25 protein-coding genes and 1 pseudogene are annotated in these 22,287 nt (G+C 59.8%); 15 read left to right on the top strand and 11 right to left on the bottom strand.

The genetic code is table 11. The annotated features are described in order from the left end of the window. Positions 1-155: 155 nt before the first annotated feature. Complete coding sequence (locus tag PseuLF5_RS06100) at positions 156-1,091, bottom strand: DMT family transporter (RefSeq protein WP_123467813.1); 936 nt, start codon at positions 1,089-1,091, stop codon at positions 156-158. A gap of 85 nt (positions 1,092-1,176) precedes the next feature. On the opposite strand from PseuLF5_RS06100, the gene PseuLF5_RS06095 reads away from it, so the two are divergent. Further along, a complete protein-coding gene (locus tag PseuLF5_RS06095) occupies positions 1,177-1,740 on the top strand; it encodes a helix-turn-helix domain-containing protein (RefSeq protein ID WP_123467815.1) in 564 nt (187 codons plus the stop codon). Then, positions 1,741-3,135, top strand: a complete 1,395-nt coding sequence (locus tag PseuLF5_RS06090; protein ID WP_340133175.1) for an FAD/NAD(P)-binding protein — start codon at positions 1,741-1,743, stop codon at positions 3,133-3,135. 131 nt (positions 3,136-3,266) lie between these two features. Here PseuLF5_RS06090 and PseuLF5_RS06085 read toward each other — a convergent pair whose 3' ends face one another. Both PseuLF5_RS06085 and ppnN read right to left on the bottom strand, forming a co-directional pair. Next, positions 3,267-4,001 (bottom strand): substrate-binding periplasmic protein, encoded by a 735-nt coding sequence (locus PseuLF5_RS06085; protein ID WP_340133174.1) that lies wholly within the window; start codon positions 3,999-4,001, stop codon positions 3,267-3,269. Between the two features lie 240 nt (positions 4,002-4,241). After that, the gene (gene ppnN / locus PseuLF5_RS06080; RefSeq protein WP_123467821.1) at positions 4,242-5,615 is read right to left on the bottom strand and encodes a nucleotide 5'-monophosphate nucleosidase PpnN; all 1,374 of its coding nucleotides are present in this window, start codon (positions 5,613-5,615) and stop codon (positions 4,242-4,244) included. A gap of 222 nt (positions 5,616-5,837) precedes the next feature. Here ppnN and PseuLF5_RS06075 point away from each other — a divergent pair, with 222 nt between their 5' ends. Continuing rightward, positions 5,838-6,365 (top strand): DUF3087 family protein, encoded by a 528-nt coding sequence (locus PseuLF5_RS06075; protein ID WP_340133173.1) that lies wholly within the window; start codon positions 5,838-5,840, stop codon positions 6,363-6,365. On the opposite strand, the gene PseuLF5_RS06070 is transcribed toward PseuLF5_RS06075, so the two are convergent. Beyond that, on the bottom strand, positions 6,362-6,748 hold the full coding sequence (locus PseuLF5_RS06070) for a DUF2784 domain-containing protein (RefSeq protein WP_340133172.1): 387 nt from the start codon (positions 6,746-6,748) through the stop codon (positions 6,362-6,364). The two genes, PseuLF5_RS06075 and PseuLF5_RS06070, sit on opposite strands and share 4 nt — an antisense overlap. A 141-nt stretch (positions 6,749-6,889) precedes the next feature. On the opposite strand from PseuLF5_RS06070, the gene PseuLF5_RS06065 reads away from it, so the two are divergent. From PseuLF5_RS06065 to PseuLF5_RS06055, 3 genes are all read left to right on the top strand, one after another. Beyond that, positions 6,890-7,588 carry an AzlC family ABC transporter permease gene (locus tag PseuLF5_RS06065; protein ID WP_128615799.1) on the top strand — a complete coding sequence of 233 codons (699 nt, stop codon included), beginning with the start codon at positions 6,890-6,892 and terminating at the stop codon, positions 7,586-7,588. Then, positions 7,588-7,899 carry an AzlD domain-containing protein gene (locus tag PseuLF5_RS06060; RefSeq protein WP_177490661.1) on the top strand — a complete coding sequence of 104 codons (312 nt, stop codon included), beginning with the start codon at positions 7,588-7,590 and terminating at the stop codon, positions 7,897-7,899. Before PseuLF5_RS06065 ends, PseuLF5_RS06060 begins: the two co-directional genes overlap by 1 nt. A 63-nt stretch (positions 7,900-7,962) precedes the next feature. Next, positions 7,963-8,109, top strand: coding sequence for a hypothetical protein (locus PseuLF5_RS06055; protein WP_177490660.1), 147 nt, complete (start codon positions 7,963-7,965; stop codon positions 8,107-8,109). 55 nt (positions 8,110-8,164) lie between these two features. Here the strand turns inward: PseuLF5_RS06055 and PseuLF5_RS06050 are convergent, their stop codons facing one another. From PseuLF5_RS06050 to PseuLF5_RS06035, 4 genes and pseudogenes are all read right to left on the bottom strand, one after another. Then, on the bottom strand, positions 8,165-8,437 hold the full coding sequence (locus PseuLF5_RS06050; RefSeq protein WP_340133171.1) for a hypothetical protein: 273 nt from the start codon (positions 8,435-8,437) through the stop codon (positions 8,165-8,167). 276 nt (positions 8,438-8,713) lie between these two features. Next, the gene (locus tag PseuLF5_RS06045; RefSeq protein ID WP_340133170.1) at positions 8,714-9,394 is read right to left on the bottom strand and encodes an SOS response-associated peptidase family protein; all 681 of its coding nucleotides are present in this window, start codon (positions 9,392-9,394) and stop codon (positions 8,714-8,716) included. 47 nt (positions 9,395-9,441) lie between these two features. Beyond that, the gene (locus PseuLF5_RS06040) at positions 9,442-10,284 is read right to left on the bottom strand and encodes an ABC transporter permease (RefSeq protein WP_123467835.1); all 843 of its coding nucleotides are present in this window, start codon (positions 10,282-10,284) and stop codon (positions 9,442-9,444) included. A gap of 60 nt (positions 10,285-10,344) precedes the next feature. Further along, positions 10,345-11,328 (bottom strand): annotated as a pseudogene (locus PseuLF5_RS06035) (aliphatic sulfonate ABC transporter substrate-binding protein). Between the two features lie 295 nt (positions 11,329-11,623). Between PseuLF5_RS06035 and PseuLF5_RS06030 the strand changes: the two are divergent. Both PseuLF5_RS06030 and PseuLF5_RS06025 read left to right on the top strand, forming a co-directional pair. Continuing rightward, positions 11,624-12,571, top strand: a complete 948-nt coding sequence (locus PseuLF5_RS06030) for an ABC transporter substrate-binding protein (RefSeq protein ID WP_128615803.1) — start codon at positions 11,624-11,626, stop codon at positions 12,569-12,571. Positions 12,572-12,756: 185 nt separating this feature from the next. Then, the gene (locus PseuLF5_RS06025) at positions 12,757-12,999 is read left to right on the top strand and encodes a DUF1652 domain-containing protein (protein WP_123467841.1); all 243 of its coding nucleotides are present in this window, start codon (positions 12,757-12,759) and stop codon (positions 12,997-12,999) included. A gap of 4 nt (positions 13,000-13,003) precedes the next feature. Here PseuLF5_RS06025 and PseuLF5_RS06020 read toward each other — a convergent pair whose 3' ends face one another. Beyond that, positions 13,004-13,366, bottom strand: coding sequence for an NUDIX hydrolase (locus PseuLF5_RS06020; protein ID WP_340133169.1), 363 nt, complete (start codon positions 13,364-13,366; stop codon positions 13,004-13,006). A 224-nt stretch (positions 13,367-13,590) separates the two neighbouring features. On the opposite strand from PseuLF5_RS06020, the gene PseuLF5_RS06015 reads away from it, so the two are divergent. Then, the gene (locus PseuLF5_RS06015) at positions 13,591-13,788 is read left to right on the top strand and encodes a DUF2188 domain-containing protein (protein ID WP_186747220.1); all 198 of its coding nucleotides are present in this window, start codon (positions 13,591-13,593) and stop codon (positions 13,786-13,788) included. 64 nt (positions 13,789-13,852) lie between these two features. Here the strand turns inward: PseuLF5_RS06015 and PseuLF5_RS06010 are convergent, their stop codons facing one another. After that, positions 13,853-14,092: a hypothetical protein gene (locus PseuLF5_RS06010; RefSeq protein ID WP_123467847.1), complete on the bottom strand. Its 240-nt coding sequence runs from the start codon at positions 14,090-14,092 to the stop codon at positions 13,853-13,855. Positions 14,093-14,276: 184 nt separating this feature from the next. Here PseuLF5_RS06010 and PseuLF5_RS06005 point away from each other — a divergent pair, with 184 nt between their 5' ends. The 6 genes from PseuLF5_RS06005 to PseuLF5_RS05980 all read left to right on the top strand — a co-directional run bounded on the left by PseuLF5_RS06005 (position 14,277) and on the right by PseuLF5_RS05980 (position 21,210). After that, positions 14,277-14,612: a hypothetical protein gene (locus PseuLF5_RS06005; RefSeq protein ID WP_336348072.1), complete on the top strand. Its 336-nt coding sequence runs from the start codon at positions 14,277-14,279 to the stop codon at positions 14,610-14,612. 305 nt (positions 14,613-14,917) lie between these two features. Beyond that, on the top strand, positions 14,918-15,430 hold the full coding sequence (gene fae / locus PseuLF5_RS06000; protein WP_340133168.1) for a formaldehyde-activating enzyme: 513 nt from the start codon (positions 14,918-14,920) through the stop codon (positions 15,428-15,430). A gap of 10 nt (positions 15,431-15,440) precedes the next feature. Further along, complete coding sequence (locus tag PseuLF5_RS05995) at positions 15,441-16,475, top strand: aldo/keto reductase (RefSeq protein ID WP_128615807.1); 1,035 nt, start codon at positions 15,441-15,443, stop codon at positions 16,473-16,475. Next, the gene (locus PseuLF5_RS05990; RefSeq protein ID WP_340133167.1) at positions 16,472-17,905 is read left to right on the top strand and encodes an NAD-dependent succinate-semialdehyde dehydrogenase; all 1,434 of its coding nucleotides are present in this window, start codon (positions 16,472-16,474) and stop codon (positions 17,903-17,905) included. Before PseuLF5_RS05995 ends, PseuLF5_RS05990 begins: the two co-directional genes overlap by 4 nt. A gap of 142 nt (positions 17,906-18,047) precedes the next feature. Next, positions 18,048-19,412, top strand: coding sequence for an MFS transporter (locus tag PseuLF5_RS05985; RefSeq protein WP_322374337.1), 1,365 nt, complete (start codon positions 18,048-18,050; stop codon positions 19,410-19,412). Between the two features lie 256 nt (positions 19,413-19,668). Then, complete coding sequence (locus PseuLF5_RS05980) at positions 19,669-21,210, top strand: hypothetical protein (protein WP_340133166.1); 1,542 nt, start codon at positions 19,669-19,671, stop codon at positions 21,208-21,210. Between the two features lie 41 nt (positions 21,211-21,251). Here the strand turns inward: PseuLF5_RS05980 and PseuLF5_RS05975 are convergent, their stop codons facing one another. Further along, positions 21,252-22,127, bottom strand: coding sequence for a LysR substrate-binding domain-containing protein (locus PseuLF5_RS05975; RefSeq protein ID WP_340133165.1), 876 nt, complete (start codon positions 22,125-22,127; stop codon positions 21,252-21,254). Positions 22,128-22,287: the final 160 nt, after the last annotated feature.

Raw genomic sequence — 22,287 nt, 5'->3', positions numbered from 1 at the left:
ACTCAAAATTTGTGTTTGGCGTTATTTCAAGCCAAGGGAAGGTGTGGCAGATGGCCCTTTCGCGAGCAAGCTCGCTCCCACATTTGAAATACATTCCAGTGTGGGAGCGAGCTTGCTCGCGAAAGCGTTGGCGCAGGCGCTGAAGGTATTGCCGATCAGCCCTGCGTTTCTCGCTGCAGCTCAACATCGGTTTCTGCGGCCTTACCCTTGGTCTTCAACTCACTGACAATCACCGCCGCGACAATCAACCCCGCGCCCACCAGCGCAATTGCCGGCAACCGCTCCCCGGCAATCCGCCCGACGATACCGGCCCACACCGGTTCACCGGCATAGATCAACGTCGCTCGGGTCGGCGAAACACTCTTCTGCGCCCAGTTCATCGCCACCTGAATCGCTGCACTGGCGGCGCCCAGTCCCAGCGCGGTGACCAGTAGGGTCCAGGAGAAATCCGGAAGCATCTCGCCGGTCGGCACCACCATCAGGAACGACAGCACCGACGTCGTCGCCAGTTGCACCACGGTCACGCGACGCACATCAACCTGACCGGCATAGGTGCTGATCAGAATGATTTCGGCCGCAATGGCGATGGCGCTGATCAGCGTGACGATTTCACCGGAACTGAAATTCAACGAGGCGCCGGACGGCCCCGACAGCAGCATCAACCCGGTAAACGCCAGCATGATGCCGATGCTCGGCATCAGCCCCGGCCGCCGCCCGAGGACCAGCCATTGCAACAGCGGCACGAACGGCACGTACAACGCGGTGATGAACGCCGACTGACTGCTCGGGATTGTTTGCAAGCCGACCGTCTGCAAACCATAACCGAGCATGATCGCCACGCCGATGAAGGCGCCGGCCCGGAGTTCGAACAGGGTCAGTGCACGCAGATGCCGCCAGGAAAACGCGGCGACAATGCACGCGGCCGCCGCAAAGCGCAGGCCGACGAAAAACATCGGGCCGCTGACGGTCATGGCGTGTTGCACCAGCAGGAAAGTGCCGCCCCAGACCATGGTGATCAGCACCAGCACGCACTCGGCCTTGCTGAAGCGGGAGAAGCGAAGAGGGGGGGAAGAACCGTTCACTGTCGTCATGACCTTGCGCACTGTAAAAAAGAGGACGCACAATGCGCCTAACGTTGCGCAGTATACTGCCCAACCCCACCGAGTGAGCAATATAGTGCACAAAGATTCCAGCCAAAGAACGTCCGTCCTTCAACACGTCAGCCAGAACGTTCGGCGCCTGCGTCACGCGGCGGACATGAGTCAGACGGCGTTGGCGGAAAAGTCCGGCGTCAGTCGGCGGATGCTGGTGGCGATCGAGGCCGGCGAGAAGAATGTCAGTCTGACCACTCTCGACCGGGTGGCCGAAGCCCTCGACGTGGCCTTCAGTGACTTGATCCAGGCGCCCGACGCCCGCGATCCGAGCCGCATCAATGAAGTGGCCTGGGCCGGCGTGATGCCGGGAAGCAAGGCCGTGCTGCTGTCCAAAGCCACCGCGACCCGTGAAGTCGAGCAATGGGAATGGTGCCTGCAACCCGGCGAGGTCTACCCCTCGCAACCGGACGCCGATGGCTGGAGCGAGCAGATTTATGTGTTCGAAGGCTGCCTGACACTGATGCTCGGTGAGCAACGGCAGCAGATCAACAAGGGTGAGTTTTTCATGTTTGCCAGCAACCAGCCGCACAGCTATCGCAATGACGGCGACGTAGCGGCGTGGTTTGTACGCAATGTGGTGATTTGAATGACGCAGAGCGCGGATATCCTGATCATCGGCGGCGGCCTCAGTGGCACGATGCTGGCGGTGCAACTGCTGCGCTTGCCTGGGCCGCGCAGCATCCTGATCGTCGAGCCGCGTGCCGAGCTTGGCCGGGGTGAAGCGTACAGCGCGGTCGAACCGGGCCATACCCTCAACGGTAACGCGGCGCGAATGAGCGTTGACCCGGACAATCCCGATGACCTGACCCAGTGGCTCAGCGCACATATTGCCGGCGGTGGCTGGCCGGAGTCTGCCGCGCAGCCCGTGCCGGTCAGCGAGCTGTTTCCGCCGCGCGGGTTGTTTGGCGTGTATGTGCAACAGCGTCTGGCCGAGGCCCGGAGTATCGGTGCGCAACATGGCTCGAGCGTCGTGCACCTGTGCGCGGAGGTCTTCGATTTGCAGGCGGACGCCGACTCGGTGCAACTGACGTTGCACGACGGTCGACAGGTGAGCGGCGCCTTTGCGGTGCTGGCGACCGGCATGTTCCCGGCTGCGCGCACGCCGCAAAAGCACTCCAGCGGCCTCAATGCCGCCGCGCTCGATCCGTGGGACGTGAACGCCATGCGCTTGCTCGATCCACACTCGACCGTGCTGATCATCGGCTCTGGCCTGACCATGGTCGATGCCGTGGTGTCGCTGGAACAGGCCGGGCATCGTGGGCCGATCGAAGTGTTCTCCCGTCACGGGCTACTGCCCCATGTGCGGCGGCAACCGCCAGCGTGGATGGATTTCCTGGCTGCGGATTACAGCATTCGTACGCCGCGACAGCTGTTGCGCGAACTGCGTCGGCATTGTCGGGATGCCATCGCTCAGGGCGTTGACTGGCAGGCACCACTGGACACGGTTCGCGCTCACATTGCACGTTTGTGGAGTCAGGCGACTGACGTGCAACGTCGACAATTCGTACGGCATGTACGGCCGTGGTGGGAAAGTCATCACCATCGTTCGCCGCCGCTGAGTGCCGAGTTGGTTGAGCGGTTGCGTGGTGAAGGCCGTTTACGGATTCAAGCCGCATCGTTCAAGGGGCTTGAGCCGACTGCGAACGGCGGGGTGAGTATTCGTATCCGGCGTCGTGGCGAAACTGAAACCTGTGCGGTGCAGGGGGCGGCGCTGATCAACTCCAGTGGCATCGAGTATGACTGGCGGCGGGTGGCGCGACCGCTGCCGCAGCAACTGCTGGCACGTGGGCTGGTGCAGCCGGGGCCGTTGGCGTTGGGGATTGCGGCGGCAATAGATGGTGCGGTGCTGGACGCAGAGGGGGGCAAGGCGCGTCGTCTGTTCGCCATGGGGCCGCCGTTGCGCGGGATGTGGTGGGAGAGCACGGCGGTGACGGATGTGGCGTCGCAGGCCAAGGCGTTGGCGGCGCGTCTGGTGATTTGAGCTTGTTCGCTTACGGCCCCATCGCTGGCAAGCCAACTGCCACAGGGGCCGAGGTAGGGCGACAATTTTGCTGGCACTGCGCAATCTGTGGGAGCCTGGCTTGTCAGCGATGGGGCCCGCTCAACCGATGATCATCTCGGCAATGCCCCCACCAGCCAGCGCTGGCGAATCTGCTCAAGGCGGCCATCGGCGCGCAAGCTGTCCAGCGCCCGCTGCCAACGCGCAACCTGACGCGGGTCGGTTTGCAGCGAGAAGGCGATGTAAGTGTCCTGTTTCATCAACGGGATCTGGTACTGCAAGCGCCCGGGCTCCATGCCCTGTTCGCGGGCAAGGGACGCAAAGGACAGCGTGTCAGTCACCACGAAGTCGGTACGCCCCAGACTGAACAGCCGCATCATTTGCTCCGGGGTTTCCACGCCATAAAGATTGTTCAGGTCCTGCCTCTGCAAATAGCTGTAGACCAGCCACTTGCGCGGCACGGTGATGCGGCCCGCCCGGTCGGCCTCGTGCAGGCTGCGTACACGCGGTTGGCGAGTGTCCTGCGCATAGAGCGCAGTCTCCACTTCGATCAGCGGCCCGACCCACTGGTAGCGATTGTCGCGTTCGTCGGTGCGCAATACGGTGAAGACGCCGGTGTCCGGGGTGTCGCTAGCCATACGCAGCGCGCGGAGCAGCGGGACTTGTTGGAGATGGATCTGATCACCGGTTGTTTTAGCCAGTGCGCGCACGATATCTACGCCAAAGCCGACTAACTGCTCGCCTTGTTGAAAATGCAGAGGCGGGTGGTAGTCGGTGAGCAATTGCAGATCCGCCGCATTGGCCGTCTGAGCCAACATTGAAAGCAAATATGCGGCAATCCGTTTCATGACTCGTCCCTGAAAAATTGATCGCGAAGCTTAGTACGGGCCGAGGCTGGCTGTCGTGAGGAAAGTACGGGGCTTTTGTGTCAGAAATAAAGGCGGATTGGCAGCGTCGGGTTCACCCTGAAACAACTGTGGGAGCCCGCCTGCTGGCGATAGCGGATTATCAGTCAACAATGATGTTGAATCTGATGACCCTATCGCCAGCGGGCGGGCTCCCACAGGGAGTCGCGTCAGCGGTGAGGGTTACGCCACCACGCGATAGCACGGCACGTACGCCGCACCGCCCGGCAGTTTCATCCGGTGCTGGGCGACGAAGGCTTTGAGCAGCAGATCGAGCGGTTGCATGATCGCCGCGTCACCGCGGATCTGGTACGGCCCGTGTTCTTCGATCAGGCGAATGCCCTTGTCCTTGACGTTGCCGGCGACGATGCCGGAGAACGCCCGGCGCAGGTTGGCTGCCAGTTCGTGCGGAGGCTGGTCGCGGTGCAGTTTCAGGTTGGCCATGTTTTCGTGGGTCGGATCGAACGGGCGCTGGAAGCCTTCGTCGATTTTCAGCAGCCAGTTGAAGTGGAACGCGTCGTTGCGCTCGCGGCGGAACTGCTTCACGGCTTTCAGGCCCTGAGTCATCTGCCGCGCCACTTCAGTCGGGTCGTCGATGATGATTTCGTAGTGCTGTTTCGCCGCTTCGCCCAGGGTCGCGATGACGAAGGCGTCGAGTTGCTCCAGATACGGTGCGGCATGTTTCGGCCCGGTCAGAATCACCGGGAATGGCAAACCGGCGTTGTCCGGGTGCATCAGGATGCCCAGCAGATAGAGGAACTCTTCGGCGGTCCCGGCGCCGCCCGGGAAGATGATGATGCCGTGGCCGACACGGACGAACGCTTCCAGACGTTTCTCGATGTCCGGCAGGATCACCAGTTCGTTGACGATCGGGTTCGGCGCTTCGGCGGCGATGATGCCCGGCTCGGTCAGACCGAGGTAGCGCCCGCCGTGGATGCGTTGTTTGGCGTGGGCGATGGTCGCGCCTTTCATTGGGCCTTTCATCACGCCGGGGCCGCAACCGGTGCAGATGTCGAGGCTGCGCAGGCCCAGTTCGTGGCCGACTTTCTTGGTGTATTTGTATTCTTCGGTGTTGATCGAGTGCCCGCCCCAGCAGACGACGATTTTCGGCTCCACGCCTGGGCGCAGGGTGCGCGCATTGCGCAGCAGGTGGAAAACGTAGTCGCTGATGCCTTGCGAGGTGCTGAGGTCGATGCGTTGGCTGTCGAGTTCGTTCTCGGTGTAGACGATGTCACGCAGGGCGCTGAACAGCATTTCGCGGGTGCTGGCGATCATTTCGCCGTCGACGAAGGCGTCGGCCGGAGCGTTCAGCAGTTCCAGGCGCACGCCACGATCCTGCTGGTGAATGCGGATTTCGAAGTCTTTGTAGGCTTCAAGGATGGTCTTGGCGTTATCGACATGGGCGCCGGTGTTGAGAATGGCCAGGGCGCACTGGCGGAAGAGGGTGTAGGTGCTGCCGGATCCGGCTTCGCTCAGTTGTTGAACTTCACGTTGAGAAAGGGTTTCCAGGCTGCCTTTCGGGCTGACCGAGGCATTGATTACGTGTCGTTGGGTCATGCAATGATCCTTAAAACGATGTCATCCCGAACCAGGCGGATGGCATCCGAATAGTGTGTATCCATGAATGAAGATGGCACGATCTGCGCGGTACCGCCATGTCCCCGTTGGACGCTGAAAAGATGAAAAGGGCCCCCAGCATAGCTAAATCGCGCGCAGAGGCGATAATGCGCAGCGAGTTTTTTCCGTTGCCCTTTTTATCGCTCAAGGAAGTCATGCCTGATGTTCGAGATTCAGCCGATGGATGCAGCAACGTTTCGCCAGCAGACCCGCCGCAGCACGATCATCATCGCCGCGCTGTTCCTGGTGCTGGCGATGGGTTTTTCCACGGCGGCGGTGGCGCTGTTCGGCGAAGCTGGCGGAGATAACCTGCGCTTTAATGTCGGCGGGGTGTTCGTCGCGTTTCTGCTGACGGCGGCGTTGTTGCGCGGGCAGTTCTGGCATCAGGCGTGGATGGCGCCGGCGGTCTATAGCTGGCGGCTCAAGCGCAGTCTGATGAGCGTGACCAACGTGATGCACCAGGTGACGGCGGCGGCGGCGCAGAATGATCCGGCGGCGATGAAGGTGCTGCGTTTCTATCATCTGGGGTTGACCCAGATGCACGAACTGGACGGTAACTCCAGCGATCATGCGCAGTTGCAGCGGGAAGTCGAAGCACACAAGGAACGGATGCAGGCGCTGGGTCTGGATCTTGACCAGAAGCGCCTGGATCCAGCCTGGCTCGAAGCGTTGAAACCCGCCTCCCGCTAAAACGGTATCCGGCTGGTGCGGCGCAGTTTCCACTGACGGATCGCGCGTCCGTAAACGAACAGATTGACCACCAGCACCACGCTGCCGAGTGCCAGCTGGATCTGCGGCGTCAGCCCGGCCGGGTAAATGATCGGCCAGATGTAATGCTCGATGAAGCCGCCGGCGTATTCGGTTTGCCCGGCGGCGTGGCGCATCAGGTTTTCCCAGTAGGTCAGCGGACAGGTCAGGTGCAACACTTCGACCGCCACGCCCCAGGCCGCGGCCGGCAGATGCAGCCACATCAAGCGTGGCCACTTGAGCACCAGCAGCCCGCCGAACAGCACGAACAGAATGAAGGACAAATGAAACAGCACCAGCCCGTCGGCTGCGATTCGATACAGCATGTCGTCTCCCTGACGCGTTTGCGAATGGCCATATGTTACGCCGCTCAGGGTGAAAATCGGCGGTAAGTGCGCAAGATTGTTCAAGCCACTAACACCGCTTCGCTGGCAGAGTCAGCGGCTGTTTTCCGGATGAAGAGCGTTATGTCTGACTCACTCATGCCGCGCAGTGCCTTTCTTCGCGGCGCGGCGGCGATCATGCCGTTATCGCTGGCGACCGCACCGTGGGGGCTGCTGGCCGGCTCCATGGCGATCGAAGCCAATCTCACGCCGCTGCAAGGGCAGGGCCTGTCGAGCATCGTGTTCGCCGGTGCCGCGCAATTGGTGGCGATCGGCATGCTCAAGGGCGGTGCCGGGATGTTCTCGATTCTGCTGACCACGCTGCTGCTCACGTCGCAACATTTGTTGTACGGCATGAGCATGCGTTCGGTGATTGCGCCGCTGCCGGGGCGCTGGCGCATCGGCCTGGGCTTCTTGCTCACCGACGAACTCTTTGCCCTGACCAGTCAGCATGACCGGCAGCAGTTCAATCGCTGGTATGCACTCGGTGTCGGCCTGACGTTTTACCTCGCGTGGAACCTGTTCACGCTGGCCGGTATCGTTCTGGGCAGCAGCATTCCGGGCCTTGAACATCTGGGCCTGGACTTCTCGATTGCTGCGACCTTCATCGCCTTGATCACCCCGGTGGTGCGCAATGTCCCGACAGTGGTGTGCGTGGCGGTCTCGTTGTTCTGCTCGGTGTTGTTCAGCTACTGGCAATGGGGCTCGGCGCTGGTGTTGTCGGGGTTGGCGGGCATGACCGCGGGGTTTATCTGCAACAAGCTGTATCGGGGGCGCACATGATGGTTTGGGCAGTGATTGTCGGCATGGGGATTCTGGTGTTTCTCAATCGCTATGTGTTTCTTGAGCCGCGGTTGCCCTTGCGCTTGAGCAGCAATGCCCGGCAGTTTCTCGGTTTTGCGGTGCCGGGGATGCTCACGGCGATCTGCGGGCCGATCGTGTTCATGCCGGAAAAACAGCTGAATCTGCAGTGGGATAATCCGTATTTGCTTAGTTCGCTGGTGGCGATCGCCTTGGTCATCTACACCCGCAATACTTTACTGAGCATGCTATTGAGCATGGCGTTCTTTTTTCTGTTGCGTTGGTGGCTGTAAGTTGCCGGATGAAAACTGTTCTACGCTTTCAGGATGACCCTTTACTTGTGGCAGGAGGTGCGCATGGCGACTGAGCAAAAGCATCCGGAAGCGGATGAAGAAGATACCGACGAGCCCACGCAAGAAGAAATCGAGCGGGAAAAACACAAGGAACAAACCTGGAAACACGACGATGGCAGAGAGCTGTCGGACCCCGACCGCAAGTTCTGATCGTTTGCCCCGAAAAAGCCCCGCACAAGCGTACACGCGGGGCTTTTTCGTTGTTTCAGAGATCGTCCACCTGCATGAAATCGGGGTGTGAAGCCCGATAGCCCAAGGTTCGGTCGATCCACGCATTGAGCTCGTTGACCATCACCGGCGGATGGCCGGGATACCTTTCGAGGGTGGTGCGCAGGAGGCGTTCGATGTCGGGCACGGCACGCAGGTTTCGGGTCTTGATGTAGTGGCCGATAAAACAGTCGAGTTCAAAGCGTTCTGTCATCGACAGATAAATACACTCCAGGCCGCTGACCTGTTTGATTGCAAAATCGTCGCGCAACTTATTTCTCTGCAAGGTTTGTAAAAGTTGTAGGGAATTCCTGATTTGTTGACTATTTAGTCAACTGGTATGCCAATCGGAAATGCGGCGCGCATGCTATCCGTAGTGCCTCTAAATGTATGTATGACGAGTGAAATGTCAGACAGGCGGTTAGTTCGCTCAAACGTCTGTTTTTCGCCCTGTTTCATTGATGAAACACCCTCTGTAACGATCCTGCGTCACCCGAAGGCGCAGCCTTCGGCAGCGTCATAGATAACGGGTGGAGGCGGCGGATGTTTACGGGAGTGCGGTGATGAGGCTGGCGCCCTGGTTGCGCGCGTTGCCGACGGCCTTGTCGACCTTGTGCCATTCGAACATTTCGCTGCCTTCGCCTTCGAACAGCAGCATCTGTTCGGCGCGTTCGCCAGGTGTGGCAGGGTCGAGCCATTCGTTTGCCAGTGCTGCGCTGAATACCACCGGGCGGCGGTCGTGAATATCGAGCATACCGCCCTTGCTGTCGGCGGTGATGATCACGAAACCATCGTCGTCTCGCGGCTCGCGATCCGCTGTCGGAAACTGACCGATGGCCGCGCAGAATACCGCTGAGCGGTCTGCCCGACGGATCAGCCATGGTTGTCGGGTGTTGTCCGCTGCGTCGACCCATTCAAACCAGTTGTCCACCGGTACGATCAGCCGATGGCGCCAGATCGCCCGGAAGAACGGGCCGTGCGCGACTTTCTCCACCCGCGCATTGATCGGCGCGGCGCGATCCCTGGCCCAGTGCGGGCGCCAGCCCCAGCGCAGATTGTCGGCATATAACCGTCGTTCATGCTGATGCAGCACGGCCAGCGACGTGGTCGGCGCGGCGTTGTAGCGATTCAATGGTGCGTCGCCAACATGATTGAGCAGCGCATCGGGAATGCTCAACACCGCCACGAAATCGTGGATACCGCGGTACTGCGAGAGTCGTCCGCACATCGGCTGAATCTCCGGCTGGAGCTGTCAGCTTAGTCGCTGTTGCGGACTCAATCCCTGGCGTCCTGACCGGTGAACGTGTCGCGCCAGATCAGCCAGCGTCGTTCGATGACGGCGAGCACGCCATCGCTGAGTTTACCGAGCGACGCCAGGACGATGATGGCCGCCAGCACGATGTCCGGGCGCGAGGTTTCGCGCCCGTCACTGAGCAGATAACCCAGGCCTTTGGTCGCCGCAATCAATTCGGCGGCGACCAGAAACATCCACGCCAGACTCATGCCGCTGCGCAACCCGGTGAACAGCCCGGGCAGGGCGGCGGGCAGCAGAATCCGTCGCACCAGTTGCCAGCGGCTGAAACCATAGATGCGCCCGACCTCGACCCATTTGCGATCAATGTTGCGGATGGCCGCGACGCCATTGGCGTATACCGGAAAGAACGCGCCGATGGCGATCAAGACAATTTTCGACGTCTCGTCGATGCCCAGCCACAGCAGCAACAACGGCACCCAGGCCAGGCTTGGAATGGCGCGGAGCGCGGCGAAGGTCGGTTCCAGATACGCCTCGGCCTCGCGGCTCAAACCGACCCACGCGGCAAACACCAGCGCCAGGCTGGCGCCGATGGCGAAACCCAGCAGCACGCGAATCAGGCTCGCAGCGATGTGTTTCCACAAGGCGCCCTCGGCGAGGTCGGTGAGGGTCAGGGCGATCTCGCTCGGCGCTGGCATCTGGTGGGACGGCAACCAGCCGCTACGCACGATGATTTCCAGGGCGACGATGATCAGCAGCGGCAAGGTCAGGCCTTTGAGTCGGCGTTGCCATGCAGGATGGATGGCAGGCGTGCGTTTGCGCGCCACGGTGAGTGGCGCGGACAACGCTTTGCTGTAACGGGACATGGTTTGGCTCCGCACACGGCCAATCCGCGACGCGCGCGGATTGGCCGTGAGTCTGGTCGATTACTGGCGGGCGACGGCTTGCTGCACACCACTGTCGAGTAACTCGTCGATGACCTGATCGACGTTGACGCCACGTCGCACCAGTTCTTCGGACACCAGAATCGGTGCGGCGGACTTGGAGGCGAGCACATCGTTGGCGGTCAGTTGCGGGCTGCTCAGGTCAGTGCGCGACAGCTGCAGTCTGGCCACATCCAGCGATAGACCGGACTCTTTGGCGAGGAGGGCGGCGAACTCGTCAGGATTTTTCAGTGCCCAGTCGCGCGCCTGCTCGTAAGCCTTGATCACCGTGGCGATGGTCTGCGGATGGTCCTTGGCATATGCCTCAGTGACACTGACCACGCCATAGCTGTTGAACGCCGGGTTGCGGTACAGCAGGCGCGAACCGGCCTGCACCTGACTGGCGGCCATGTGCGGATCGAGGCCGGCCCAGGCATCGACGTCGCCTTTTTCCAGGGCGGTCCGACCGTCCGGATGTTGCAGATGCACCAGTTCCACATCGTCCTTGTTCAGCCCGGCCTGTTGCAGGCTGCGCAGGGTAAACAGGTACGGGTCGGTGCCTTTGGTCGCGGCAATTTACTTGCCTTTGAGGTCGGCGATGGATTGGTAAGGCGAGTCTTTGCGCACCACCAGCGCGGTCCATTCCGCACGGCTGTAAACGTACACCGATTTGATCGGACTGCCATTGGCGCGACTCAGCACGGCGGCGAGGCTGGCGCTGGACGCGAAATCGACGCCACCGCTATTGAGGTATTCCAGCGAGCGGTTGCTGCCCTGGCTCAGCACCCAGCTGACTTGGGTGTCCGGCAGGGCTTTTTCGAGGAAGCCGAAGTGTTTCAGCACCAGGCTGACGGGCGAGTAATAGGCGTAGTCGAGATGGACTTGCGCCGGCGCGGTTTCGGCTTGAGCCAGCGGTTGCAGGCCCAGAACCAGGGCGCCGGCGACGAGCAACGTTTTAAGGCGGGGAAACGGCAACAACGATTTCATGGGAGCGCTCCGGCAAAGGCACAAGTTGCTTATGTCCAAAAAGATATTTTTATCGAATGCTTCCTGCATCAATGGAATATTGCAGGCTCTGTGCCATGTGTGCGGACTGCCCGGATTACAAGGGTTTTTCGGCGCTTTGCAAGGTTGGAAGTGTTGCCTGAAGAACAGTGTGGCGCGGCACTGTTGCGCGGCCAACAGTCCAGATCAACGGTGATGAGCTTATGCACTAATCGAATTTCAAAAGCTTTTATTAAGAGCGTTATGGTCTATGCAAATCCCCTTTGCAGGACTCGTCATGAAGCTTTCCCGTTTCCTACGCACCGCGCTGACTGCTGCGCTGTTCGTCTCACCACTGTCTTACGCTGCCGAACCTCTGGTCCTGCATGTCGGCGACCAGAATTACTACAACATCCGCGCCTCGATAGAAGCGTCCGGCGTGTTGAAAGGTGCGCCTTACAGCGTTGACTGGAAACATTTCCAGGCCGCCGCGCCGCTCGCCGAGGCCTTGCAGACCGGGTCGCTGGATCTCGGGTTTCTGGGGGATTCGGGCTTTCTGTTCCTGGCCGCGAAACAGGCGCCGGTGAAGCTGATCGGCGTTTCGCGGCAGAACCCCGACACCATTGCGCTGCTCGTGCCAAAGGATTCACCGGTGCACACCATCGCTGATCTAAAAGGCAAGAAGGTCGCCTATTGGCCTGGCGCCTGGAGCCAGCAATTGACCCTGCGTGCGCTGGAGCAGGGCGGCTTGCCGGAAAACTACGTCGATTTCGTCAAACTGATGCCCATTGATGCCGCTGCCGCTTTGCCACAGGGCAGCATCGACGCCTTCCCGGTGTGGGAACCGTACATTTCGCAACAGATTGTATTCTCCGGTGCGCGGCCGATTCTGACCGCGAAAAACCTGATGCCGGGCTTGAGTGCCATCGCCGCGTCTGCCCCTTCAATCGACAGCAAGCGCGAAGCGATCGCCGATTTTCTCGGGCGTTTGAAGCAGGCGCGGGCCTGGGTCGACAGCCACACCGATGAGTACGCCGATCTGTGGGCGAAGAAAGCCAATCTCGATCAGGCGGTTTCACGGCACTGGTTGCGTCAGGCGCACATGAGCGTCGGTCCGGTCGATCAGCAGGCAGCCGCCGATCTGCAAAGCACCGCGGACTTTCTGTTCAAGGTCAAGGCGCTGCCGGCACCGCTGGCCACTGCCGGGATCATCGACACGTCCTTTCAGCAGGCGCTGACGCATTGAAACGAGCAGCGCGACCAAACCCGGCTCGCACTGCCGGGTATTTCGGGCTGGATCGGGGATCATGACGCCCACTGAGGATGTGACTGGAAGATGTGACCCGGTTGGCATTTTGTATCGGGCGCGACACACAGGGCTCATCTATGCTGAACGGGTCGACTGACTCATCGCCTGCGAGGCGTCCTCCCATGCTGGCCATCGCCGATATTTGCCGGATTGTCGAATCCGGCTTTCCTGCGTTGAAGTGCGATTGCGTGCCCACTGCGCAGGGCCTGCTGCAGATCAAGGTGTATGAACCGGACAGCGGCCGTGTCGAACTGCTACTCAATGGTGTGTCCCCGGAACATCTCGTGACGATCCGCGACCTGTCCAACTTCATCGGCGAGTTGCGCACGGAAATGAGCGCCGGGCGCCGGGCGTTCGCCGGTTAAACCTTCATAAACGCCGTTGAAATGCCTGCACGATGCGCAGCGTCGCGTCACTGGTGCTGAGGTGCTGCACGGCGTCGAGCGGATGCCAGATGCAATCGATGATTTCGTTTTGCGGGCGCAACCGTTCGATATTCGTCACTGACGCTTCGTAGACGTGATGCTGGGTGCTGCCGCTGTGCAGTTCCATGACATACAACATGTCGTCAGCATCCAGTCCGGTTTCTTCCTGCAATTCGCGCGTGGCAGCTTCTGCCCAGGTTTCCCCTGGCTCGACTTTACCCCCGGGCAATGTCCAGCGGCAGCGGGGCTTGCGTACCAGGAGCACATGGCGGTCCTGTTCGCAAATGACGGTCGCGCGTACTTTCATCTGTTACCTGTTTTGGGGCTGACATAAAAATGAAACCAAACTGCAATATTTGAGCCGGGCCCGGTTTTAAAGGTTCCGTCGGACGTTGGAGATACGTTTTGCGCGAAAAGTGCCTGTACCTTGACAGGCAAATGTCGCGACGCCCGGTCGGTCTCTCGTACGGATCAGGGTGTAAGGTGAGCCGGTGAAGCTGGATCCACTGTTAGCGAAAAGGGAGGTACCCCATGAGCACTCCAATGTTGAACAGGATGCACATGAACGGTTACGACGTGCTCAGCGTGAACAACGGTCCGTGGCGGGTGTGCACGCAAGGCGATCGGCTGGCGTCATTTGGCAGCAAAGAGGAAGCGCTGGCGTATGCCGCTGCACTGCCCGGCTACAAAAAACGCGCGATGCGTGTGCAGAGTCACACGGGCAGTTGAAGCCTGTGTAATGAAAGAGCCCCGGTTTGCCGGGGCTTTTGTTTGCGGGGGCAGACGAGCGGTGTCAGTGCACTTTGGTTCGGCTGATGGCGCGGGCCTTCACTTCCTTGGCATACAGTTGCAACCGCTCCTCATCGCTTTGCAGGACCTCGCAGGATCTCAGTACCGTTTGCGCGTCCGCCTCGTTGCCGGATTTGCGCAACAGTTCAGCGATGCGCTTGAGGTCAACTGCCGACCAGCGCAGATCCGATGCAACGCTTTGCAGGTCGCGCTGAAGTTCGTGTTCGTATTCATTGAGCCGCATGATCACCTCCAGAACATTCTCGGTAAAATAGAGTAGTCGCATTTCTTGTCTGTGGGGCAAGGCCCGTCTGCCATTGGACTGATGGATGTAAAAAATTGTCCAAACGCCATCGCGGGCGCAGTGCCACGATGGATGTGTACCCGGTTACACGTTACATTCACTTTTTTCAGAACAGGGATACACCATGCGGATATGGATCGGGGGGTTGGCGTTGGCCATGTTGGCGGGTTGTTCGTTGCCGGCATCGCTGGTGCCGGGAGAGCCGAATATCAGCAAGACCAGTGCCAAGACCCCCAAGGACTATGCCGCGTGCGTATTACCGTTGTGGCAACAGGATGTTGCCAAGACCGCGCAGACTTCGATATCCAATGGTTATCGCATCACCGCGCCCAGCGTGATCACGGCCGACGAGATTCTCGATATCGTCAAGTACAAGGACGGCAGCCGGGTTTCGTTGTATCAGGGGCCGCCGTGGGCCAAGTCCGGATCGTTGCGCAAATCGGTGCGCGATTGCCTTTAAGGGCATGTCGGGTGCAAAAAAAGCAGAAACCGTATCAACGGTTTCTGCTTTTTTTTTCGCCTGTCGGAATGCGTATCCAAGGCTATGACCAAAACTCATGGCCCCATGATTTTTAATGGTTACAGGCACCGCCAGCCCCGGTGTTAAAAAATCGCAAACACAGCTCATCAATAACAACCAGAGAGCGTTTGCAGCCATGCCCCTTTTCTCCCGCCGCACCTCCCCACGCCTGTTATTGAGCGCACCGGCCATTCGGCCCGTGTGAGCGATCGACCATCCCTCGTAGCGCAAAAGAGTAATGACTGATGAAAGAACTCGACCTGTACATCGGTGAAGGTTTCGAAGGCCCGGGCGTGAACGCCGCGCACATCAATATCCTGATCGGCCCGCGCAATGGCCCGGCCGGGCAGGCGTTTACCAACAGCCTCGCGTCGCCGAGCCAGGGCCATTGCCCGTTCATGGTGATCGCCCAGCCGAACATCCCGGTCAAGCCGATGACTCTGTATGTGAACAAGGCTGCAATCAGCAGCGACTTGCACGGCAACGCCACCTGGGGCGCGTCGCAGGCCGGGATTGCCAAAGCCGTGCTCGAAGCGCTGCTCGACGGCACCTTGCCGCCGGAAGCCGAAGACGAGTGGGCGATCGTTACCGCCAACTGGGTCAATCCGGCCTGCGACGACCTCGATGCGGTCTATTTGAACAACTACAACGCCTGCCGCACCGCGATCCGCGCCGCCCTGACCGGCAAGCCGGAAACTGCGCAACTGGCCGATGTGGTCAACCACATCAGCAATCCTTTCTACACGCCAAAAGCCTGAGGTCCGCGCCATGCAATACATTCGTTTGGGCAACTCCGGCCTGCAAGTTTCCCGTCTGTGCCTGGGCACCATGAACATGGGCACGCCGGACTGGAAGCCATGGATCTTCAATGAAAAACAGAGCGAACCGATCGTTGCCCATGCGCTGGACAACGGCGTCAACTTCATCGACCTGGCAGATTTCTATTCCGCCGGGGTCGGCGAAGAAGTGGTCGGGCGCATCGTCAAGCGCCTGGCCCGCCGCGAGGACCTGGTAATCACCACCAAGGTCGGCTACGGCACCCGCAGCGGGATCAACGCCAGCGGCCATTCGCGCAAACACATCATGGACAGCATCGACGCCTCGCTGAAGCGTCTGGACATGGATTACGTTGACGTGTTCATGCTGCATTATTTCGATGTCAACACCCCGGTCGAAGAGACCATGGGCGCACTGAACGACATCGTGCGTTCCGGCAAGGCGCGTTACATCGGCGTGTCGACCATGCTCACCGGGCAACTGGCGAAGATCCTCATGGCCTGCGAACGCAACGGCTGGGTCAAGCCGATCAACATGCAGTTGCAGCTGAACTGCGCCTACCGCGAAGAAGAGCGCGAGATGATTCCGTTCTGTCGCGACCAGGGCATCGGCGTCTCGGTGTTCAGCCCGTTGGCACGTGGCCTGCTGACCGGCGACGTGCAATCGACCCGTAACCAGACCGACTTCTTCACTCAGCAGATGTACAGCGACGAAGCCTCGTTTGAAATCGCCCATTCGGTACAGCGCGTGGCACGCGCCCGTGGCGTGTCGAATGCGCAGATTGCCCAGGCATGGGTGGCCAGTCATCCGGGGGTCGATTGCATGCTGGTCGGTGCCGACACCACGGCGCAATTCGACAGTGCTTTGGCTGCGTTGGAGACCAGACTGGATGCCGATGAGCTGCACGAACTGGAGCGCAATTACACCCCGTGCGACGTGATCAACGATTACACCGCCGGTAAACGCATCCTGCGCACGGCGCGTCCGGGCCTTGAGCGTTTCACTTTGCAGGGGGCGGTGGCATGAGCGCGTTGATTCGTCACGGCAACTTTATCGCTGGCCAGTGGGGGCAGGGCGGGGAGACCTATGCGGTGCGCAACCCGGCCAACGGCGAGCTGATTGCCGATGTGCAGAAAGCTGGCGCCGAGGAGACCGATCTGGCCATCGAAGCCGCCAACCGTGCATTGCCGATGTGGCGCGGACTCACTGCCAAGGAACGCAGTCAACGGCTCAAACGCTGGAGCGATCTGATGCTCGCCCACCAGAAGGACCTGGCCACGCTGCTCAGTCGCGAACAAGGCAAGCCGCTGGCCGAGGCGATGGGCGAAGTGGTCTACGCGGCGAGTTTTCTCGAGTGGTTCGGCGAGGAAGCCAAGCGTGCCTACGGCGACGTGATCCCGAGCCACAAGGCGGATGCGCGGATCATCGTGGTCAAGGAAGCCATCGGTGTGGTCGCCGCGATCACCCCGTGGAATTTCCCCCTGGCGATGGTCACCCGCAAGGTCGGCCCGGCGTTGGCGGCGGGTTGCACGATGATTCTCAAACCGTCGGAAGAGACGCCGCTGTCGGCGTTTGCCCTCGCGGTGCTGGCCGAACAGGCGGGGATTCCGGCGGGCGTGTTCAACATCGTGTCCGGCGATGCGGTGGCGATTGGCGGTGCGCTGCAAGCCTCGAGCATCGTGCGCAAACTGTCGTTCACTGGCTCGACACGCACCGGCAAACTGCTGATGCGTCAGGCTGCCGACACCCTGAAAAAAGTCTCGCTGGAGCTGGGTGGCAACGCGCCGTTCATTGTCTTCGACGATGCCGATCTGGACGCCGCGGTCAAAGGCGCGATGGCCTCGAAATTCCGCAACACCGGGCAGACTTGTGTGTGCGTGAATCGCTTCTTCATTCAGGACAGCGTCTACGAAGCCTTCACCGGCAAGCTTGCCGAAGCGGTTGCGGCGATGCGCGTCGGCAGTGCGCTGGATGGTGAAACCGAGCAAGGCCCGCTGATCAACACCGCCGCGCTGGCCAAGGTCGAAAGCCATGTCAGCGATGCGCTGGAGAAGGGCGCCACACTGCTGTGCGGCGGTCGTCGTCATGCACTCGGCGGCACCTTCTATGAGCCGACCATCCTCACTGAGGTCAGCGGCGACATGCTTATCGCCCAGGACGAAACCTTCGGCCCGGTGGCTGCGTGCTTCCGCTTCAAGGATGAGGCCGAGGTGCTGGCGCGGGCCAACGACACGCCATTCGGTTTGTCGGCGTACTTCTACAGCCGCGATATCGGCCGGGTCTGGCGCATGGCCGAAGGCCTGGAAGCCGGGATGGTCGGGATCAACGAAGGGATCATTTCCACGGAAGTCGCGCCATTCGGCGGCATCAAGGAATCGGGCCTTGGACGCGAGGGTTCGAAGTACGGTCTGGATGACTATCTGGAGATCAAATACCTGTTGATGGGTGGCCTCTGACCCCAACGCAAAACCTCTGTAGGAGTGAGCCTGTTCCGACGATAGCGGTGGGTCAGTGAGCCAACATCGCGAGCAGGCTCACTCCTACAGATAAAGCAAGCGCAATCCGTTTCTCCGTCAATAACAACAATTGGAGACGAACATGTCCGCTCAATCGGTAAAAATCGACGACCTGCCCATCGGCCGGTTTCATATCAAGATCGCCGGGCTGACCTTCGGCGCGCACTTCACCGACGGCTACATCCTTGGCCTGATCGGCATCGCGTTCACCTTGCTCAGCCCGCAGATGCAGCTGGATGCGTTCTGGCAGGGCCTGATCGGCGCGTCGGCGTTGATCGGGCTGTTTCTCGGCAGTCTGTTTTTCGGCTGGATTTCGGACAAGGTCGGCCGGCAGAAGATTTTTCTCGTCAGCTTCGTGCTCATTACCATCGCTTCGGTGATGCAGTTCTACGTCGAATCCGCCATGAGTTTGTTCCTTTGTCGGGTGTTGATCGGCATTGGTCTGGGCGGTGATTTCAGCGTCGGCCACGCCATGCTCGCCGAGTTCTCGCCGAAGAAACATCGCGGTGTGTTGCTTGGCTCGTTCAGTGTGATCTGGACCTTCGGTTATGTCGCCGCCACGTTCGTTGGCACGGCGATGCTCAGCCTTGGCGATGACGCCTGGCGCTGGATGCTCGCGTCGTCAGCGATCCCGGCGGCACTGATTTTGATTGCGCGCATCGGCACGCCGGAATCGCCGCGCTGGCTGGTCAATCAGGGGCGCATTGCCGAGGCGCGGGCGATTGTCAAAAAGCATCTGGGCGACAATGTCGAACTGGACGAAACGCGCACCACGCAAACCCGTTCCGGCTACGCGGTGCTGTTCAGCCGTGAGTACCGCAAACGCACGGCGTTCAACTGCCTGTTCTTCGTCTGCATCGTGATGCCGTACTTCGCGATCTACACCTTTCTGCCTTCGATCCTGCAGAAGATGGGCCTGGCCGAAGGCTTCGGTACTGAGCTGATGTTGAACATGCTGCTGATCCTCGGCGCGCTGATCGGCATCTGGTGCACGATCAAATTCAGCCGGCGCGGCTTCCTGATCAATTCGTTCATCATCCTCGCGGTGGCGCTGTTTCTGCTGGCGGTGCTGCCGGGCAGTGCGGCATGGCTGATGGTGCTGGTGTTCGGCGTGTTCACCCTGGTGCTGTCGGCGGTGAGTAATCTGGTCGGGGTGTTCCCGGCAGAAAGCTTCCCGACCGAAGTACGCGCCAGTGGCATTGGCCTGGCGACGGCGGTCAGTCGCCTGGGCTCGGCGGTCAGCACCTTTCTGCTACCGGTGAGCGTGGCGGGGATCGGCCTGAGCCCGACCATGGGTATTCTTGCGGCGATCCTGGCGCTTGGCGCGTGGCTGTCATGGGCGTGGGCACCGGAGACCAAGTCGCTGACGCTGAGTCAGGCGTGCAAGGCGCAGAGTCCGGTGGAGGGGAGTGCCATCGCAGTGGCCAAAGTGGCCACCCCGATCTGACGGTCTGCCACAAAAAGCTGTGGGAGCGGGCTTGCTCGCGAAAGCGTCAGGTCAGTCGAACGCAATGTCGGCTGACCCACTGCCTTCGCGAGCAGGCCCGCTCCCACATTGGATCTTTGGTGGGGCAGGGGTTACTGGCCAGGCTCAGCCACTCGGTGAGTAGTTTTATACGAAATTCAACTGCATTGGCTGCCGAGAAAAGCGTAACGTTGGCATCGTCATATCTCAACGCCTCGCCATTCACTGGAGTCATGTTTTGGACGGAACCATCGCTCGAATCAATACATCAAGGGATGCAAGAGTCTTTGCCGCAAATGCCAAGCGTCTCGGCGATCTCGTTTCTGAAGCCAAAGCACTCGACAGAGCGTTGGAGCTGCAGGCGCGAGAGGAGGGGTTTTCTACTCCGGCGGAAATTGCCATTGCCCGAGCCCTTTACGCTTATGAAGATCAGCAAGGGAAGGCGAGCAGAAAAGTATTTCGGGCGAGCCGGACGCGGAAGATGATGCGCGATCACGGAGCGCTGCGAGCTGCCGAGCGTATGGTAGTCGCTCCGAACCCTTCTATCGGATATATCGTACTTGAGGAGGCGGGGCTCGCTGATCACAGTTTCGAGGCGATTATTGATCGATATCCAGAAGAGTTCTCTGATCAAGCTGTTATGGCGGCAAGAGATCGGCTTGCCGGCGTCATTCTTAATCGGCGCAGTTCGAAGGGAAAGACGATCGGTAATAATGTTATTACTCCCGCTCCCGCTCCCGATGCCGAAGCGTTCTTGCTGATTGAGGGGTTCAGAGACCCCGCAAACAGATTCCAGAGTGTTTGGCGACCGCATTACGCAGAGACGATTACTACGATTGAGAAGGCGCTGTTGAAAGATCAAGTTGCAGACGTTGTCGATCTGATCTGGGCTGAGTGCGACAACGGTGTTAGCAACGCGGCGCAGGGTGTTCTTGGGTTGCCAGTGATTCAGGCATTGCGAGCGCAATTTGAAACACTGACTCATGACATTGCCCGGGATGGCAGTCCCGAGAGTTACAGCAGGGTAGTGTCGAAAATGGAGGAGTGGCGTGATGAAAAATTGATTCCCAAGTTGCCGATGTTGCTGATTGCTCGGGCATTTGCTGCCATTCACCCGAAGCGTTATCCCACTTTGGTTGTCGAGGAAAAGTTGGAGAAGGTGCTTGGATGGTTCAGTGTTCATACCGGATTCTCCATTCCGAATGGTAACTGGGCGTCAAAAGCGCAGGGATTGATGTCCCATATGAACCTGATCGATGCATTTGACGGCGAAAACGTTTTTCGCAGCATGTTTCCGTGGTTTGTCCATGAGCAACTGCGTGATGCGAATCAGCGAGTCCCATTCACCCCGGGGCATCGAAAGCGTCCTGAATCGACAATAGTTGATCTACCTGCAACTTCCCGCCAGGTAATGTTGCGCCACAATCGACTCCAGACACATTTGTACGGTTTGTTGTCTGCGCAATTTGGAAGCGAATTCGTTAAAACGGAGCAGCCAACGGGATCGGGAGGATATGCAGATGCTTTGGTCAGACTGAGTGACAGTCGCTGCATTCTTTACGAAATCAAAGTCGCGGTGACTGCTGCCGGTGCTGTCCGAGACGCGATGGGACAACTACTCGAATACGCTTTTCGTTCTGGTGGGTTTGAACCAGAAAAACTAGTCATAGTGGCTGAGCCTGTGCTTGACGTGGTCACTGAAAAATTTCTGCAGCGACTGAATGAAGATTTTCAATTGAGGTTGGAATACCTTCAACTCGAACTACCTGACGATAAGTAAGGCCAGCAGCCTAGGAATTTCGTGGTTCAGTGGTTGATGTTTCAAGGATTACTGACCAGGCTCAGCCACTCGGTAAACAGCTTCACTTTCGACAAGCCTTGCTTGTCATTCGCCACATCCAGCCAATAACCATAAGGGCCGACCACCTCAATCGGGGTGATCGGCAACAGGCTGCCGTTGGCCAGTTCCTTTTCGATCATCTGGCGGTCGATCACCGCCAGTCCACCGCCGGCCAGCGCGGTGTGAATCACTTGGTCCAGAGTGCTGAATTCCAGTCCCTGTGCGGCATCAATGTCATCGCGGCCCATGGCTGCCAGCCAGTTTTCCCAGACCTTCAAGCGTTTGCCGTCGTGGAGGATGTGCAGCAATGGATATTCCCGCAGATCCGGCGGCTGATCGCCGTTGAACAGCTCCGGGCTCGCCACTGCGATGTGCCGTTCCATCACCAGCAACTGACTGACGCAGTGAGGCGCTGCCGCGAGGCCGAAGCGGATGTGGCAATCGACTTCCGTGAGGCTGTCGTGGCCGATCTGGTTGGTCACGCTGAGGTTGATGTCCGGGTAGCGCTGACAGAACGCGCGCAGGTGCGGCGACAGCCAGCGGGTGGCCCAGGTCGGCGGCGCGAGCACTTTCAAACGTTGGCGCAGATTCGGCACGCGCACCGCTTGCAGAGAACGTTCGATGTGGTCGAAGGCTTCGGCCAGATGCGGGGAGAGATTGCTGCCAGCTTCGGTCAGCGACAGCCCTTGCGGGGTGCGCACGAACAGCGCGACGCCGAGATAGTCTTCAAGCTGTTTGATTTGGCGGCTGACGGCGCCTTGGGTGACGTTCAGGCTCAGCGCGGCCTGACTGAAACTGCGATGCCGCGCGACTTCTTCGAACACGCGCAGGGTGTTGAGCGAGGGCAGTTGACGCATGGAGGTGGAACTCCGATCCGGTGGCCCGGTTTATTGTTGTTTTGCAGGTTCTTCCTTTGGGCGTATCTGACTATTGGTGGAGGGCGGATGCAAGTATTGTTTACACGGACGCCATCGCGAGCAAGCTCACGCCTGCATCTGGATCCGTGCACGGACCACT

Origin of the sequence: Pseudomonas sp. LF-5, from assembly GCF_037626295.1 — a bacterium.
Taxonomy (GTDB): Bacteria; Pseudomonadota; Gammaproteobacteria; order Pseudomonadales; family Pseudomonadaceae; genus Aquipseudomonas; species Aquipseudomonas monsensis.
This window is presented reverse-complemented; position numbering and strand designations above follow the sequence as displayed.